This is a genomic window from Tsukamurella sputi (genome assembly GCF_007858445.1).
GTDB lineage: Bacteria > Actinomycetota > Actinomycetes > Mycobacteriales > Mycobacteriaceae > Tsukamurella > Tsukamurella sputi.
The window spans coordinates 656,240-672,885 of the sequence record NZ_VIGV01000002.1 but is presented as its reverse complement, the minus strand read 5'-3'; the positions used below and the strand labels follow the sequence as shown (position 1 = coordinate 672,885).

Sequence of the window (16,646 nt, the reverse complement as noted above, 5' to 3'; positions counted from 1 at the left end):
GCGGAGCACTCCCGAGCGCCCCACGAGTCCCTGCGGACCGTGGGGCGCTCGTCTGTCCGTGTCGTACTCACGCGCACGGTTCGTTCGGCACGCGGGTCGGTGGCGGGGTCGGTGCACGGCCCTGCTCGGTAGTGTGTACCCGTGCCCGAGCAGACGAACTCCCCGGAGACTCCCGAGCCCAGCGATTCCCCACGTACGGGCGGTCGCCATGCCGCGCCGGCATCGTCGGGCGAGGAGAACGGCACCGACGACGCGAACACCCGGAAGGGGCGGCGCTCGTCCGGCGGGAAGAAGGACAAGAGGACCAACTGGCCGCTGGAGATCGGCGCCATCGTGCTGGTCGCGCTGGTGCTCAGTTTCTGCCTGCAGACCTTCGTCGGCCGACAGTGGTACGTGCCGTCGGAGTCGATGGAGCCCACGCTCATCGGCTGCGCCGGCTGCACCGGCGACCGGATCGTCACGCAGAAGATCAGCTACTTCGCCGGCGATCCGAAGCCGGGCGACGTGATCGTCTTCCGCGGTCCCACCGAGTCCTGGGGGCTCGACCCGGTGCAGCCGGTGCGCTCGAGCAACACCGTGATCCGCGGCATCCAGGAGGCGCTGTCCTACGTGGGACTGCAGCCGCCCAACGAGAACGACCTTGTCAAGCGGGTCGTCGCCGTCGGCGGGCAGAAGATCGAATGTCGGCCCGAGACCGGTGTCACCGTGAACGGCCGCAAGCTCGTGGAGCCGTACATCGCGGAGAACGCGAAGACCTTCGCCAAGGAGCAGGACGCGTGCTGGGGTAAGCCCTTCGGGCCGGTCACCGTTCCTGACGGCAACGTCTTCGTCATGGGCGACAACCGGATGGCGTCGGCGGACTCGCGCTATCACCTGGAGGATCAGCTGCAGGGCACGGTTCCCAAGGCCGACATCCGCGGCAAGGTGGTCGCGATCATCTTCCCGTTCAGCCGCTGGCAGAGCGTGGATTCGATCAACCCGCAGCAGGGCTAGGGGGCGCATGCGCGACCGATGGCCTCCGCGGCCGGTGGTGCGGGCATCGTCGGGCTTGAGCACGCTGGAGACGGTGCTCGGCCGGGCGGGGCTCGGGCCCGTCGCGGGGATCGACGAGGCCGGGCGCGGCGCCTGTGCGGGACCGATGACGGTGGCCGCCTGCATCCTGCCCGCTCGGATCCCGTCCTCGCTGGCACGCCTGGACGACTCGAAGAAGCTCACGGAGAACGCCCGCGAGCAGCTGTATCCGAAGATCCTGGAACTCGCGGTGAGCTGGTCCGTGGTGTCCATCCCGGCGCCGGAGATCGACCGGATCGGGGTGCACGTGGCCAACATCATGGGGATGCGTCGCGCGGTGGCGGGCCTGCAGGTGCGGCCCGGGTACGTGCTGATCGACGGTTTCACCGTGCCCGGCCTGGGGGTTCCCTCGCTCCCGGTGATCGGCGGCGACGCCTCGGCCTCGTGCATCGCGGCCGCCAGCGTGCTGGCCAAGGTGACGCGCGATCGGGTCATGACGGAACTCGACGGCGACTTCCCGGGGTACGGCTTCGCGGTGCACAAGGGCTACTCGACGGCGGTCCACATGGCGGCGCTGGGGGAGCTGGGGCCGAGCAGCCAGCACCGTATGCGGTATCAGAACGTGCGGGCGGCGCTGGCCGCGTCGGTGAGTACTTCCGCTGCGGCGCGGTAATCTGGAGCGGTTACGACTGGTGACATCTGGTGAGGAGGACGACGTGAGCGCTGAGGATCTCGAGAAGTACGAGACCGCGATGGAGCTGTCCATGTACCGCGAGTACAAGGACGTGCTGAGTCAGTTCACCTACGTGGTGGAGACGGAGCGCCGGTTCTACCTGGCCAACGGAGTCGACCTGATCCCGCGCAACGCGGACGGCGAGGTGTACTTCGAGGTGCGGATGACCGACGCCTGGGTGTGGGACATGTACCGGCCGGCGCGGTTCCTGAAGCAGGCGCGCGTGGTGACGTTCAAGGACGTCAACATCGAGGAGCTCGACAAGCCGGAGCTGCGCCTTCCGGAGTAGTCCCGGCCTGCGCTGATCGACCGGCGCGGCGCGGCGCGTTCGTGGGCGTTGCGTCCGACGCCGAGCGTGCCGTGGAGCGCTTCCTCCACACATTTGCGTACATAATTTGTTTCCTCCACAGGCACCGCCTTCGCCGGCGGTGCCTGTGCTGTTCCGGCGGCAGGATCGGCGCATGGGGAACAACGAGACGGGACGTGCGGGCGAGGATGTGGTCTGCGACTACCTGACGGACCGCGGGTGGACGGTGCTGGCGCGGAACTGGCGCTACTCGGGTGGCGGGCTGCGCGGGGAGTTGGACGTGATCGCCCGCGCCCCGGACGGGCTGCTCGCGATCGTCGAGGTGAAGACGCGATCGGGGACGTCCTTCGGCACCGGGTTCGACGCTGTCACCCCCAGGAAGGTCGCGCAGTTGCGCGCGCTCACCTCGCGCTGGCTGGCCGAGACGGAGGGCGCCTTCGCGCAGGTCCGCATCGACGTGGCCTCCGTCTTCACGCCGCCCGGAGGACCGGTCACGCTCGAGTACCGGGCGGGGGTGGCGTGATGTCCGCGCTGAGCAAGGTGCACTCCGTCGCGATCACCGGGGTCGACGGTGCCGTGGTCGAGATCGAGGGCTGCATCGGACCGGGCCTTCCCGCGGTGCACCTGGTGGGCCTGCCGGATGCGGTGCTCAAGGAGTCCCGCGATCGGATCAGGGCGGCCATCGTCAACGTGGGACTCAAGTTCCCGGACACCCGCGTCACCGTCGCTCTGTCGCCGGCGACGCTGCCGAAGGTGGGCTCGGTGTACGACCTGCCGCTCGCGGTCGCGATTCTCCTGGCGGCCGAGAAGGTGCCGTCCGGGCGGACCGACGGTGCCGTCCTGCTCGGTGAGCTCGCCCTCGACGGTCGTGTCCGAGCGGTGCGGGGCGTGCTGCCGGCGGTGCTGGCGGCCAAGGAGTCCGGCTTCCGCCGGGCGGTCGTGCCGCTCGCGAACGTGGACGAGGCGGGCCTGATCGACGGGATCGAGGTGTTGGGGGCGGCGCACCTCGCGGAGGTGATCGCCTGGCTGGCGGGGGACACGCCGCTCGCGGGTCCGAGCCCGCTCGTCGCCGACGATGCCGATCCGGCGGCGCCGGACCTCGCCGACGTGGTCGGCCAGCCGCTGGCGAAGTACGCGCTGGAAGTGGCCGCCGCGGGCGGGCACCACGTCATGATGACGGGGCCGCCGGGGATCGGGAAGACGATGCTGGCCTCCCGGCTGCCGGGGATCATGCCCGCGCTCGGCCGCCGTGAGGCCTTGGAGGTGAGCGCCATCCACTCCATCGCGGGCAGTCTGAGCGCCGACCGGCCCCTGATCACGCTGCCGCCGTTCGTCGCGCCGCACCAGACCTCGTCGGTGAGCGCGCTCGTCGGGGGCGGGAGCGGGTTGGCCCGGCCCGGGGCGGTGTCGCTCGCGCACCGCGGGGTGCTCTTCCTCGACGAGTGCGCCGAGATGGGGCCACGGTCCCTCGAGGCGCTGCGGACGCCGTTGGAGGAGGGGCAGATCCGGCTCGCGCGCAGGGACGGTGTGGTGAAGTACCCGTCCCGGTTCCTGCTGGTGATGGCGGCGAATCCCTGCCCCTGCGCACCGGCGCGCGAGAACGACTGCACCTGCTCGGCGACGGTCCGCCGGCGGTACCTGGGACGCCTGTCCGGGCCGCTCCTGGACCGTGTGGACCTGTGGGTGCGGATGGACCCGCCGACGACGGGCGCACTGCACGCGGCCGACACCGTCGAGGAGTCGAGCGCGACGGTGGGCGCCCGCGTGCGCGCCGCGCGGGCGGCCGCGGCCGAACGGTGGGGTGCGGAGGGCTGGCTCACCAACTCCGAGGTACCCGGCATGGTGCTGCGGCGCCGGTTCCGGCTCTCCGCCAAGGCGCTGCGCCCACTGGAGCACTGCCTGCGCAAGGGCGAGATCACCGCCCGCGGCGCCGATCGCTGCCTGCGGGTGTCCTGGACCGTCGGCGACCTGCTGGGGATGGACCGGCCGGGGGAGAGCGAGGTGCTGCAGGCCCTGCAGTTCCGGGACAAGGGGTGGACATGAACGACGACGAACGCCGCGCGTGGGCGTACCTGAGCCGGGTGGCCGAGCCGCCCTGCGGGCCGCTGGTCGCGCTGATCGACATGGTGGGCGCCGTGTCCGCCGCAGCCATGGTGCGCAGACGCGAGTTCCCCGACGGCTTCGAGAGCGTCGCCGACGCGACGGCCGGTCGCTACGGCACGGACCGGGCGGCGGCCGATCTCGCACACATGGCGCACCTGGGCGGACGACTGGTGACGCCCGCCGACGACGAGTGGCCGACCCTCCCCTTCCAACGCCTCGTCGAGCGATCGCCGTCCGAGGACACCGACCACGACGACGAGGTGCGCGAACTGCGCCCGACCGCGCTGTGGATCGTCGGGAAGGGCCGGCTCGACGAGTTGCTGGAGCGATCCGTCTCCATCGTCGGAACCCGGGCGCCGTCGCAGTACGGCGAGCGCGTGACGGACGAGTTCGCGAGCGATCTCGTGGCCGAGGGCTTCACGATCGTCTCGGGTGGGGCCTACGGGATCGACGGTGTCGCCCACCGCGCCGCGCTCGCCGCCGGCGGATCCTCCGTGGCCTTCCTCGCCGGTGGCCTGGACAGGCCCTATCCGGCGGGACACGCAGGCCTGTTCCGGCGGATCGCCGAGGAGGGCGCCCTGGTCTCGGAGTACCCGCCGGGAACGGTGCCCGGACGGCATCGTTTCCTCAATCGGAACCGGATCGTGGGCATCAGTACCGGCGGAGTAGTGGTGGTGGAGGCGGGCTTCCGGTCCGGCACCAAGAACACCGCCACGTGGGCGAAGCGGCGCGGGGTACCGGTGTGTGCGGTGCCCGGACCCGTGAACGTCGCGACCTCCGTCACGTGCCACCAGCTGATCCGCGAGAAGGCGGCGGTACTCGTCACCCGGTCCGGCGAGGTGATCGAGGAGGTGGGCCGGATGGGGGAACTGGCCCTCGAACTGGACGTGCCCGCACGGCCCACCGACGTGCTGGACGGACCCGAGCTGCGGGTGCACGACGCGCTGCCCGCGCGATCGTCGCTGTCCGTGCCCGAGATCGCGACCGCCTCCGGACTTCCCGCGCGGGCAGTGATGGTGCACCTGGCGCGCCTCGAGCTCAAGGGGCTCGTCACCAGCCAGGGCGCGCTGTGGCGGCTCGCGCGGCCGGCCGATATGTCGTGAATGTGTTATAACATCCCGCGCGTCGAGAGTGTTGACGCGAGAACACGCGCCGAAGTGCTTAGGGTTGGGCCCAGGGTGGCGGTGTCCAGCAACCGGCGTGGTCCCCGAATCTTCCCGTGGATACCCGCCCGCGTTCGGCGCGCCCGGGTATCGCCGATCGAGAGGTGTACCCATGACCTCCCAACTCGCCATCGACTACGGCGCCGGCCTCTCCGACGCCTGGAGCTCCGTCGCGACCTTCGTCCCCAAACTGGCCGCCTTCCTGGTCATCCTGGTGATCGGCTGGATCATCGCGAAGGTCCTCTCGAAGATCATCTCGAAGATCCTCGCCAAGGTCGGTTTCGACCGGCTCGCCGAGCGCAGCGGCCTGCAGAGCGTGCTCGCGAAGAGCGACTACGACGCCTCGACCCTGCTCGCCAAGGTCGTGTACTACGCGGTCCTGCTCATCACGCTGCAACTCGCGATCGGGGTCTTCGGGCCGAATCCGATCGGCGACCTGCTCTCACGGTTCGTCGCCTGGCTGCCCAAGCTGTTCATCGCGATCCTCATCATCGTGATCGTCGCCGCCATCGCGAAGGCGGTGAAGGACATCGTGGGCGGCGCGCTCGGCAGCGCCTCCTACGGTCCGCTGCTCGCGACGATCGCCTCGTTGTTCGTCTGGGGCGCAGGAATCATCGCCGCCCTCAATCAGATCGGTGTCGCGACCACCGTCACCACACCTGTCCTGGTCGCCGTGCTCGCGACGATCGGCGGCGTGGTCGTGGTGGGTGTCGGCGGAGGTCTGGTACGGCCCATGCAGCAGCGCTGGGAGGGCTGGCTGACGAAGGTCGAGGCGGAGATCCCGGCCCGTCGCGCCGAGCGCGATGCCACCGCGCGGGACGACTCGCGGTCCGAACAGGTGCGCCGTCCCCAGGAGCCGGCGGCGGGCGACTACCCGGCGCAGGTTCCGTCGTACCAGGCCCCGCTGCCGCCCCAGGCGCAGAATCCGCAGCCGCAGGCGCCCTTCGGGGCGCAGCAGCCGCCGTCGGGCCTGCCGCCGCAGGCATCGGGGGCACAGCACACCCCGGACATCGGTGAGCCCTTCGGCGCGCAGGGCGGGCAGCCGCCCACCGTCGGACTTCCGGCGCAGCCTCCCGGCCAGCACCAGCCCGGCCAGCACCAGTACGGCGGGCGGGCGCCGCAGCACAGCGCGCCCGGCTACGCCCAGGGCTGGCAGCAGAGCGCGGAACCGCACACCGCGCAGCACGCCGGTCAGCCGGGTTCCGAGCACCAGGGCTGGCCGCAGGGTTGGCAGCCGGGGCCCGACCCCGACCGGTGGCCCGGCCGGGATCCCCAGGATCCGGGTCGCCAGGGCGGGCAGAACCCGCCGCAGTAGCGCTGACACACCGCCGGGGCCGGTTCGCGACGTCGCGGGCCGGCCCCGCGGGGTGCGGGCCCGGACTGCTACGCCGAGCCGCTCGCGGCGGCCTCGGGACCGATCAGGGCGCCGTTGCGCATCAGATCCGGGTCGGTGCACGAGGACAGGTCGAAGCAGCACGGCCGCCGCTTGCCGCCCCGCATCTTGTCGATCGTCACCTCCACCCGCTTGGCGCGGGTCGCAGGGCTGCGCGTGGCACCGATCCACCGCACCCACTCCCACCTGGCCATGGACGTGATGCCGGTCCACACGTCGGCGGTGTCCGGAGCGGTGTCGAGTGCCGCCCGCAGGTCGGCGGGCACCTCCGGCTCGGGCCAGTCCCTGACCGGTGCGATCTCCAGCGCGACCTCGTCGCCCGCCGTCACCGGAGTGTCGTCGAGGGCGATCCAATGGCCCTTCCGGCCGTCCGGTTCGACGACGGTGCGGAAGTCCGCGCCGTTCAGCCTGCCGACGACGGCCACCTGCCCCCGCGACGGGAGTGCGGCGCTGGCCTCGGCGGGCAGCCGGACGAGGGTCCGCTCGCCGCGGGCCTCGGCGGGGGCGGTGAAACGAACGGGATCGGCGGTGGCGGTCATCGGAATCTCCTCGGGGCGGCGTGCTTCGGCGTCTTCCAGAAGACTACGAGCGTCCCCGACCGTCGGGCTTCTCGATTCGTGACCGATCCCGCCCGCGGCGGAGGTGAGGGCACCCTTCGTCAGTTGGGGCAACGGTCGGTATCCTTGTCCCCGCGCGATATCCGCGCCGTCGACGGTGGAGAGGAACCGCATCATGGTGCATGCTCTCGGCGAGCGGCTCAGCGGCCGAGCGCGGCACGGTGACTGAGACCGGGGTGTCCGCCGGCGTCGGCGCCCGGCGGCGCACGCAGGTCCTCACCGGGTCGGTGGGGCACCTCGTCGAATACTTCGACTGGAGCGCCTACTCCTTCCTCGCGATCTACTTCTCCCGCCAGTTCTTCCCGGGCGACGCCGAATCGGTCGTGCCCCTGCTGGCGACGTTCACGGTGTTCGCCGTCGGATTCCTCGCGCGGCCGATCGGCGGCGTGCTGATGGGGCGCATGGCCGACCGGTACGGACGGAAGCCGACGCTGGCGGTCGGCGTCGCGATGATGGGGTTCGGCAGCCTGATGATCGGCCTCGCGCCGACGTACGCGCAGGTGGGCGTGCTCGCGCCCGTGATCCTGGTGGGCGCCCGCCTGATCCAGGGACTGTCGACCGGCGGCGAGCTGTCCACCGCCACGGCCTTCCTCGTCGAATCGGCGCCCGCCGACCGCCGCGGCGCCTACGGGAGCATCGTCAACGTCGGCTCGAGCGTTGGCAAGGTCCTGTGCCTGCTCGCCATCACGATCCTCGTCGAGTCGGTCGGGGCAGGTGCCATGGCGGAATGGGCTTGGCGCGTCCCGTTCCTCCTGGGCGCGGCCCTCGCGGTGGTCGCGTGGTGGATCCGCCGCAGCGCCGAGGAGACGCTCCAGGACGCCGACGCCCCCGCAGCCGGCGAGAGCCCGTACCGCGAGATCCTCGCCGGACACCGCGGCGACTTCGGTCGCGCCTTCGTGCTCGCGTCGTCGACGGCCGCGGTCTTCTACGCCTGGAGCACCTTCGTCCCCACCTGGGCGATCCTCACCGCCGGTCTGAACAAGGAGAGCGCCGTGACGATCTCGGCGATCGCCTTCGTGGTCTACGGCATCATCCAGATCCCGCTCGGGCTGCTGTCCGACCGGATCGGGCGCAAGCCGATGATGTACGCCTCCCTCCTCGTCGGGGCGGTGTGCACCGTGCCGTTGTTCCTGGTGATCTCGGAAGGCTTCCTCACCGTGCTGGCGGTGCAGTGCGCCGGAATGGCGATCACCGCGGTGATGATGGCGGGCCTCGGCACCGCCCTCGCCGAGATGTTCCCGGCGCGGATCCGCGTGCTCGCCACGGGCACCGCCTTCGCCCTCGCCACCGCGATCTTCGGCGGCACCGTTCCCGCGATCGGTACGGCGCTGCACGAGCGCGGTCTCGACACGGCCTTCCCGCTCTACCTCGTGCTGCTCCACCTGATCGCGCTACCCGTGGTGCACCGCTGCCGCGAGACGGCGCACGCGCCGCTCCCGCGCTGATCCGGCGCGTGGGTTCCGACCGGTTCGCTCCCGGGCCGGGGCCACTTCCGGGCCTAGGCTGGGGCCATGACCGACGCGCTGGCGGAGTACGAGACGTACCTGCGGCTCGAGCGCGGCCGCAGCGAGCACACCGTGCGGGCCTACCTCGCCGACCTGACCGCTCTGCTCGCCTTCGCGGCGGAGCGGGGGGTGGCGGCGGACCGTCTGGACCTGGCCACCCTGCGCGCCTGGCTCGGGGAGCGCGCGGCAGCCGGCGCCGCGCGGACCACCCTCGCGCGACAGGCCTCGTCGGCCCGCACCTACACCGCCTGGGCCGCCCGCCGCGGGTACCTGCAGACCGACCCGGGCGTGCGGCTCAAGGCGCCGCGCGCGCACCGCACGCTCCCCGCGGTGCTCTCCTCCGACGACGCCGGGCAGGCTCTGCGCAACGCGGCCTCCGGCGCGGCGGAGGGCGATCCGATCGCCGTCCGCGACCTCGCGATCGCGGAGACCCTCTACGCCACGGGGATCCGCGTGAGCGAGCTGTGCGGGCTCGACCTCGGCTCCGTGGACCACGGGCGGCGCGTACTCACCGTGATCGGCAAGGGCGACAAGGAGCGGACCGTGCCCTTCGGCGCGCCCGCCGGGGCCGCCCTGCGCCGCTGGCTCGACGATGCCCGGCCCGGGCTGGTCACCGAGCGTTCCGGCAGCGCCCTGTTCCTCGGGGCGCGCGGCGGGCGGCTCGACCCGCGGCAGGCGCGGACCGTCGTGCACCAGGTCACCGGTTCGGTGCCGGGCGGGCGCGAGGTGGCGCCGCACGGGCTCCGGCACACCGCCGCCACCCACCTGCTCGACGGTGGTGCGGATCTGCGCGTCGTGCAGGAGCTCCTCGGCCATTCCTCGCTGGCGACCACGCAGCTCTACACGCACGTCTCCGTCGCCCGGCTGCGGGCCGCGCACGAGCAGGCACACCCGCGGGCCTGACGGACTAGTCCCGCCAGCTGCGTTCGAAGGGCAGGCGCCAGGCGTTCGGCGCGATCAGCTGGTGGATCGAGTTCGGTCCCCACGAGCCCGGCTCGTACTGGCGCACCGGCGGCGGATCGTCGAGCAGCGGGATCGAGCGTTCCCACAGCGATTCGATGCCCTCGGCGGTGGTGAACAGCGTGTGATCGCCGTGGATCGCGTCGAGGATGAGTCGCTCGTAGGCCTCGAGCACGTCGTCGGCCTGCTCGGTGTCCTCGGTGGAGAACTGCATGGACAGCTTCGACAGGCGCATGCCGGGGCCGGGGCGCTTGCCGTAGAAGGACAGCGAGACCTTGGACTCGTCGGCCAGGTCGAAGGTCAGGTGGTCGGGGCCCTGCTGCCCGATGCCCGAGCCGGCCGGGAACATCGACTTGGGCGCCTCCTTGAAGGCGATCGAGATGATCCGCATGCCCTGCGCGAGCTTCTTGCCGGTGCGCAGGTAGAAGGGGACACCGGCCCAGCGCCAGTTGTCGATCCGCGCCTTGAGCGCGATGAAGGTCTCGGTGTCGGACTCGGGGTCGACGCCCTTCTCCTGCCGGTACCCGGCGTACTGGCCGCGGATCACGTCGTCGGGCCGGATCGGCTCCAGCGACCGGAAGACCTTGTTCTTCTCCTCGGAGATCGCGCGCGGTTCCAGGGCCGTCGGCGGCTCCATCGCGACGAAGGCCATCACCTGGAACAGGTGCGTGACCACCATGTCCTTGTACGCGCCGGTGGGCTCGTAGAACGCGGCGCGCGCGTCGAGGCCCAGCGATTCCGGGATGTCGATCTGCACGTGGTCGATGAAGTTGCGGTTCCAGATCGGCTCGAACAGGCCGTTCGCGAAGCGGAAGGCCAAGATGTTCTGGGCCGCCTCCTTGCCGAGGAAGTGATCGATCCGGAAGATCTGCTTCTCTTTGAAGGTCTTGTGCACCTCGTCGTTGAGGGCGAGCGCCGACTCCAGATCCTCACCGAAGGGCTTCTCCATGATCACCCGCGAACGGTCCACGAGACCTGCGGTGTTCAGCGTCTCGATCACCTTGGTCGCGGCCTTGGGCGGCACGCTGAGGTAGTAGAGGCGGCGCACCCTCTCGCGGTCGCCCCGCGCGTCCGCGTCGGCCAGCTCCTGCTCCTTCGCCGCGACCGCGTCGGCCAGCGCCTCGGGCCCGGCGGAGGTGTTGACGTAGGAGAGCTTGGGCGCGAAGAGTTCCCACTGCTCGGCGGTGAGCTTACGGGCACCGAGCTCGTCGATCGCCTTCTTGGCGAAGGTGCGGAATTCGTCGTCGGTCATGTCGTCGAGGCTGGTACCGATCACGCGCATATCGGGCGCGAGGCCGGACACCGCCAGATAGCCCAGGCCGCACAGCAGCTTTCGCCGCGCGAGATCGCCGGTGGCGCCGAACAGCACCACCAGCGTGGGATCGTCCTGCGGGGCCGTGCGGGAGCGCCGCGTGGAGCCGCTGGGGTACGCGATCGTCTGTGCCTCCTGAAGCCGTTCCGCTTTCGCGTCGTCCTGGGTCGATTCTGGCGTGCTCGCGTCCGTCACGGGAGGAATCGTCGCATTCTCCGACGGTCCGCGCGCGACGGCGCGGCGAACGGGTCCGATTCATCCCGCTGCGTCGGGCAGCAGCCGCACCGGCGCGGCGCCGACGAGGAGCAGCGGATCGAAGTACTCGGCGGCGTGTCCCGCGCCCCGTCGCAGGCCCCAGTGCAGGCACGCCGCCGCAGGGCAGCCCTCGTGGCCCGCAGCGACGCGGCCCAACGGCGATCCGATCCCCACCTCGTCGCCCGCGCGGACCATCGGATCCTCGATCGGCTCGTAGGTGGTGAGGAGACCGTTCGGATGCAGCACGGAGACCACGATGCGGTCGTCGACGCGGCCGACGTGATGTACCCGCCCGGCCCCGGCGGCGTACACCGTCTGGCCGGGGACGGCGGCGAGATCGGCGCCGCGGTGGCCCGGCTGCCACCGCTTGTCCGGGTTCGCGAACGGGCGGGCGACCGACGGCCGCGGGTCCAGCGGCCAGTCGTAGTCGCCGGCGGCCGCGGTGGGTGGCGCGGCGCCGAGCGCGACGACGAGGGCGAGTACGACGGAACGGACGGTGCGCATGCCCCGACGGTGCCGCACGCCGCCGCCGGAAACCGGGCCGTGCGCCCCACCCTGTGGAGCGATCCGCTGTTTCCACAGGGGGTTGACACGGCACCGCCGGGACTACGAACGGGCATCTCCGTCGAGCCGCCGCGGCCCGCCGCCGAGCGCATCGACCGTGACCTGCAGGAGCGGGGACAGCACGGGCGCCCGGAGTACCCAGCCGACGACCGCCCACCCCAGGCCGAGGTGTTCGAGGCCGCGGCCGATCGCGGCGAGCCCCGACGCCGACGCGGCGGGACGATCGTCCCCGTGAGGAGTCTCGGTCGCGGCGCGGACGTAGTACACGCGGCGCAGGCCCGCCGGGTGCTCCTCCGCGGCGCGGATCCGTAACTGCTCCGGGGCCCGCCGCGCGAACCACGCGCCGACCGGGGCGCACACCCCGCACGTCGCGGAGACCCACAGCTCGGCGCGCCCGCCACCGTCGACGGGGTGCAACCGCGGACGCCAGGCGGGGACCGCACGCCGGTAGTCGCGCCACGCCGGCCCGAACCGGCGCTCGAGCTCGCCGTCCTCGTGCAGGGCGGCCAGACCCGCGGAGAACGCGACCGCCACCACCGTCGCCGCGGCGAGCCGCCACTCCAGCAGGGCCGCGGCCTCGACGAGCAGGATCGCCGCGGCACACGCCTGCATCGGATTCGCCACGTAGGCGTACGGCCCCGTCCGGGCCAGGTGCGACGGGGGATCCCACGGGAAGGGCGTGCCGCCGTAATCGGCGAACTCCGCGACCGCGCGCTGGGCGACGATCGCGAGCAGGAGGCCGGCCTGCACCCACAGCGACAGCACCGTTCGCGGCCACGCGGCGAGCGCCTCGCCCCACGGTCGGCCGGCGAAGGCCAGCGCGGCTGACGGCAGGCACCAGGCGAGGATCGCCGTGAACAGCACCGTCTGCAGCCAGGAACGCACCCGCACGGCCCGCCCGCGCGCCGTCAGTTCGCCCAGCACCAGCCCGGGAACGAGCGCGAGCGTGACGGCGAGCGCCTCGCCCCACAGCCACGCGCGCCCGAGCACGACGAGCGGCTCCAGCGCGGCCATCGCGATCAGGTCCGCGCCGACGAGGATCGCCGCGGTGAGTGCGGGCCGCACCACCGCGCCCAGCAGCACCGGCACCGCGCCCCACAGGACGGCCCAGCCGAGCACGACGTCGATCGGGACGCCGGACCAGCTCGATCCGTCCACCGGATGGTCGGGGCTGCCGAAGGACCACCAGCCCGCCTGGACCGCGACGGCGTTCACCGCGACCAGTGCCACCGCGTTCCAGAGCGCGCCGAGGGCAGCGCCGGCCCGGCGTCGCCGATCGGCGGTGACCGCCGCGGCCGCCGCGAGCAGCCACGGGACCAGGGCCACGGCGGGGCGCAGGAACTCCAGCGGCAGCGCGGTGCGCACGTCAGCCGGGGAGGGCGAGAGAGCCGACGAGGTAATCCGCCGCCCGCTGGGCGACAGTCCGTTCCAGCGGAGTCCAGTAGGCCGCGGGCGCGAGACGCCGGTCGAAAGTCAGTGACCAGGAGACCCGCGTGCCTCCGTCGGCGGGCTCCCAGCGCACCGTCGAGGCCCGCCAGGTGAGCCAGGTGGCGATCGGGGTGGCGTCCTTCTCCGCGACGTAGTCCACGGAGCGATCGCCCGCCGCGGCCACGCGCAGCGTCAGGGTCGACGGGGCCGTGCCCCAGTGGTGCCCGTGCAGGGGAGCCGCGCGCCGCGGCGCGCCGCTGAAGACGATGTGCCGCGCGGCCCCCGGCGCCAGGCCCTCGGAGTGGTCCTCGAGCGGTCGCGGGAAGCCCAGTGCCAGGAGACCCGTGGGCTCCGCGAACCGCAGCGATCCGGCGAGGGCCGCGCGGACCTGCTCGGGTGAGGCGGCCACGATCCGCTCGGCGACGACGGTGTTCTCGGCCGGCAGGGTCAGGGCGGGCACCGCGCCCTCGGTCGACGCGACGGCCAGCAGGATCGCGGGCACGACGACGGCGGGCGCGTTGCGGCCCGACGTGCGGCCGGCGTTGATCAGGGCCGCGACGAGCAGGGCGACCGCGTAGACGAGGGGAGCGGCGAACAGGATGCACACCACGCCCTCGCCGGCGAAGATCGCGGCGATCAGCAGGAACAGCGTGGTGCCCTTGAGCACGATGCCGTAGGCGCTGGTCGACGGGCGGGAGATCACCAGCAGCGCGGCCAGCAACGCGGGCAGCCCGACGTAGAACACCGAGGTCTGGTTGAGCCAGCCGTTCATGGCACGCATGAGCAGGCTGCCGAGGATGCAGACCACGATGAGCGCCAGCATCGTCAGCACCGCGGGGCGTCGGCTCAGCGGCACCGGCGCGTCGCGCGCGGGCTCGTCCTCGGCCCCGTCCGCAGGGCCCTCGGGCGGGGGAGCGCTCACTCGCCCTCGTCGTACTTGCGGGCCGAGTTGCGCCGCCACTCGTCGATCTTGCGGCCGACGCCGGTCGCGACGTCGGTGACCCCCTGCCCGACGGTGTTCACCGCCGACGCACCGAAATCGCGCAGCGTGGTGATGAGCGGGTCGGCCGAGGCGTCGAAGCCGTCCTTGTAGGTGCGCGCGGCGGTCTTGAACTCGTCGGCGGGGCTGGCCTTGTCGTCGTCGTCCCGACGGGGGTACTCGCCGCCGATGATGCGGCCGTAGTCGCCCCGCTCGACCCAGCGGTTCAGGTCGGCGGCGCGGAGCACCGAGAACGGGTGCGACTGCAGCTCGAGGTTGAGCAGCTTGAGCACGCCGTCGCGCAGGTCGCCGGTGCGCTCGTACTCCGCCGCCTGGGCGAGGAAGCGCTGCGTGTCCATCTCGCCGAGCTGGGTGCCGCCCGCGGTCTTCATGTGCACGCGCATCGCGACATCGGGGTCCTGCACACAGAGCAGGCCCGCCCGGTCGCCCGACAGCTCGGACTTGCGCTGCCACTCCATGAGTGCCGCGACGAGGGCCCGCAGGGCCCAGCCGCCGATGGGGATCAGCCCGAAGGTGCCCGCGAGCCGCATGAGGTGCATGAGCATCGTGCGGTACACGGCGTGGCCGGACAGGGCGTGGCCGAGCTCGTGGCCGATCACGAAGCGCTTCTCCTCCGCGTCGAGGAGCTCGAGCAGGCCGGTGTTGATCACGATGAAGGGCCTGTCCATGCCGATCGTCAGGGCGTTCACCGTGGGGTTCTGCACGACGTACATCTCGGGGACGACGTCCGTGTCCAGCACGCGGGCGCAGTCCTCCAGCATCTCGTGCAGGTCACGGAACTGCCTGTCGTCCACGCGCACCGCCGAGGCGAGGTACAGGAGCCGGTGCTGGCGCTCGCGCAGCAGGGCGGAGATCGCCTTGAGCACGGTGTCGAAGCCCTTGAGACTGCGCAGCGCGACGAGCGCGGCGCGGTCCGCTGGGTGCTCCCACGCACGAGTGCTGATTCCGGGCAGCGAACGATAGCTTCGGGACACTGAATCGGTCATGTCGGCCACGTTACCGGGTCGCGGTTGGCGTTCGCTTGGCGATCACGAAGGACGCGGCGGCACCCAGCGCGCACAGCACCATCACCGTGCCGAGCACGACCGGGTCGCCGCCGATCCCGGCGAACAGGGCCGCGACGCCGCCCAGCACCATGCGGGCCGCACCCAGCGCCGCGGAGGCGGTGCCGGCCAGGTCGCCGTGGTCGTCCAGGGCGAGCGCCGACACCGTCGGCATGACGAGGCCGAGGCTCGAGACGGTGACGAACAGCGACGCGATGACCAGCGGCGGATGTCCCGCGGAGAGCGCGGCCAGCGACGCGACCGCCCCGATCGTCATGCCGGCCAGGCCGATCCGGACCAGCGTGGCCACGGGGACGCGGCCCACCAGCCGCCCGGCGACCAGGTTGGTCACGAGCAGCCCCACGGCGTTCACGGCGAAGACCAGGCTGAACTCCGATTCGGAGTAGCCGTAGTGGCTCTGGAAGACGAAGGCCGAGGTGGAGATGTAGGCGAACATCGCCGCGAAGGCCAGGCCGCCGGTCAGCGTGAGCGCCACGAAGCGCCGGTCCCGGGCGAGCGAAGCGAAACCGCCCGCCACCGATGCCCAGCCCACCGGCCGACGGTCCGCCGCCGGCAACGTCTCCGGCACCGAGACGACCGCGATCGCGAGCAGCGCCACCCCGAGCACGGCCAGCACCACGAACAGGCCGCGCCACTCGGTGAACCGCAGGAGCTGCGCACCCGCGAGCGGCGCGACGATCGGGGCCACACCGCCGACCGCCATCAGCGCGGAGATCATCCGGGCGGCGGCGACACCGTCGAACAGGTCCCGGACGATGGCGAGGCTCAGCACGATCCCCGCGGCGCCGGCCGTCCCCTGCAGCAGCCGTGCGGCGTCCAGCAGGTACACCGACGGGGCCAGCGCGCACAGCAGCGAGCTGACGATGAACAGTGCCATCCCCGCGATCATCGGGGGGCGCCGGCCGATCGAGTCCGACAAAGGGCCGACGAAGATCTGGCCCACCGCGAGGCCGATCAGGCACGCGGTGAGCGTCGCCTGGATCGCGGGTTGCGAGGCGCCGAGATCCGCGGCCGCGGCGGGCAGGGCGGGGAGGTAGAGATCGGTCGTGATGGGGCCGAACGCCGACAGCGAGCCCAGGATGAGGGCCAGCCGCAGGTTTCCCGGAGAGTTCGCGCGAGAATCTGACACCCGTCGATCCAACCGCAGGTGCCCGGCCCGGCGAAAATCCGGCCCGGGCCGTGGTTCGACGCTTCCGCGACGGGGCGTAGCATTCGTCGGGTGCAGTGCCTC

16 protein-coding genes are annotated in these 16,646 nt (G+C 72.1%); 9 read left to right on the top strand and 7 right to left on the bottom strand.

All coding sequences use genetic code 11. The features are described 5' to 3' along the window. The first annotated feature begins 141 nt into the window (after positions 1 to 141). The 7 genes from lepB to FK268_RS25270 all read left to right on the top strand — a co-directional run bounded on the left by lepB (position 142) and on the right by FK268_RS25270 (position 6,632). The gene (lepB, locus tag FK268_RS08435) at positions 142 to 993 is read left to right on the top strand and encodes a signal peptidase I (RefSeq protein ID WP_231706984.1); all 852 of its coding nucleotides are present in this window, start codon (positions 142 to 144) and stop codon (positions 991 to 993) included. Positions 994 to 1,000: 7 nt separating this feature from the next. After that, positions 1,001 to 1,684, top strand: coding sequence for a ribonuclease HII (locus FK268_RS08430; RefSeq protein WP_146433035.1), 684 nt, complete (start codon positions 1,001 to 1,003; stop codon positions 1,682 to 1,684). Between the two features lie 43 nt (positions 1,685 to 1,727). Next, complete coding sequence (locus FK268_RS08425; RefSeq protein WP_040768524.1) at positions 1,728 to 2,033, top strand: DUF2469 domain-containing protein; 306 nt, start codon at positions 1,728 to 1,730, stop codon at positions 2,031 to 2,033. A 172-nt stretch (positions 2,034 to 2,205) separates the two neighbouring features. Beyond that, the gene (locus tag FK268_RS08420; protein WP_146433033.1) at positions 2,206 to 2,574 is read left to right on the top strand and encodes a YraN family protein; all 369 of its coding nucleotides are present in this window, start codon (positions 2,206 to 2,208) and stop codon (positions 2,572 to 2,574) included. Beyond that, on the top strand, positions 2,574 to 4,094 hold the full coding sequence (locus FK268_RS08415; protein ID WP_146433030.1) for a YifB family Mg chelatase-like AAA ATPase: 1,521 nt from the start codon (positions 2,574 to 2,576) through the stop codon (positions 4,092 to 4,094). Before FK268_RS08420 ends, FK268_RS08415 begins: the two co-directional genes overlap by 1 nt. Further along, positions 4,091 to 5,257 carry a DNA-processing protein DprA gene (gene dprA / locus FK268_RS08410; protein ID WP_146433028.1) on the top strand — a complete coding sequence of 389 codons (1,167 nt, stop codon included), beginning with the start codon at positions 4,091 to 4,093 and terminating at the stop codon, positions 5,255 to 5,257. Before FK268_RS08415 ends, dprA begins: the two co-directional genes overlap by 4 nt. A gap of 172 nt (positions 5,258 to 5,429) precedes the next feature. Further along, positions 5,430 to 6,632, top strand: coding sequence for a mechanosensitive ion channel family protein (locus FK268_RS25270; RefSeq protein WP_205124461.1), 1,203 nt, complete (start codon positions 5,430 to 5,432; stop codon positions 6,630 to 6,632). A 68-nt stretch (positions 6,633 to 6,700) separates the two neighbouring features. Here FK268_RS25270 and FK268_RS08400 read toward each other — a convergent pair whose 3' ends face one another. Continuing rightward, positions 6,701 to 7,249 (bottom strand): YdeI/OmpD-associated family protein, encoded by a 549-nt coding sequence (locus FK268_RS08400; protein ID WP_146433026.1) that lies wholly within the window; start codon positions 7,247 to 7,249, stop codon positions 6,701 to 6,703. 239 nt (positions 7,250 to 7,488) lie between these two features. On the opposite strand from FK268_RS08400, the gene FK268_RS08395 reads away from it, so the two are divergent. Together FK268_RS08395 and FK268_RS08390 are read left to right on the top strand one after the other, a co-directional pair. Continuing rightward, positions 7,489 to 8,772 carry an MFS transporter gene (locus FK268_RS08395; protein ID WP_158636073.1) on the top strand — a complete coding sequence of 428 codons (1,284 nt, stop codon included), beginning with the start codon at positions 7,489 to 7,491 and terminating at the stop codon, positions 8,770 to 8,772. 66 nt (positions 8,773 to 8,838) lie between these two features. Beyond that, positions 8,839 to 9,735: a tyrosine recombinase XerC gene (locus tag FK268_RS08390; protein WP_146433022.1), complete on the top strand. Its 897-nt coding sequence runs from the start codon at positions 8,839 to 8,841 to the stop codon at positions 9,733 to 9,735. 4 nt (positions 9,736 to 9,739) lie between these two features. Here the strand turns inward: FK268_RS08390 and zwf are convergent, their stop codons facing one another. From zwf to FK268_RS08355, 6 genes are all read right to left on the bottom strand, one after another. Next, positions 9,740 to 11,299, bottom strand: coding sequence for a glucose-6-phosphate dehydrogenase (zwf, locus tag FK268_RS08385; protein WP_146433020.1), 1,560 nt, complete (start codon positions 11,297 to 11,299; stop codon positions 9,740 to 9,742). Positions 11,300 to 11,359: 60 nt separating this feature from the next. After that, positions 11,360 to 11,863, bottom strand: a complete 504-nt coding sequence (locus FK268_RS08380; RefSeq protein WP_146433018.1) for a M23 family metallopeptidase — start codon at positions 11,861 to 11,863, stop codon at positions 11,360 to 11,362. Positions 11,864 to 11,965: 102 nt separating this feature from the next. Further along, complete coding sequence (locus FK268_RS08375) at positions 11,966 to 13,288, bottom strand: methyltransferase family protein (RefSeq protein ID WP_158636072.1); 1,323 nt, start codon at positions 13,286 to 13,288, stop codon at positions 11,966 to 11,968. Between the two features lies 1 nt (position 13,289). Continuing rightward, a complete protein-coding gene (locus FK268_RS08365; protein WP_146433012.1) occupies positions 13,290 to 14,273 on the bottom strand; it encodes a hypothetical protein in 984 nt (327 codons plus the stop codon). Continuing rightward, positions 14,270 to 15,337: a M48 family metallopeptidase gene (locus FK268_RS08360; RefSeq protein ID WP_146433010.1), complete on the bottom strand. Its 1,068-nt coding sequence runs from the start codon at positions 15,335 to 15,337 to the stop codon at positions 14,270 to 14,272. The genes FK268_RS08365 and FK268_RS08360 overlap by 4 nt, the downstream gene beginning before the upstream one ends. A 10-nt stretch (positions 15,338 to 15,347) precedes the next feature. Next, positions 15,348 to 16,544 carry a multidrug effflux MFS transporter gene (locus FK268_RS08355; protein ID WP_146433007.1) on the bottom strand — a complete coding sequence of 399 codons (1,197 nt, stop codon included), beginning with the start codon at positions 16,542 to 16,544 and terminating at the stop codon, positions 15,348 to 15,350. Positions 16,545 to 16,646 lie beyond the last annotated feature (102 nt).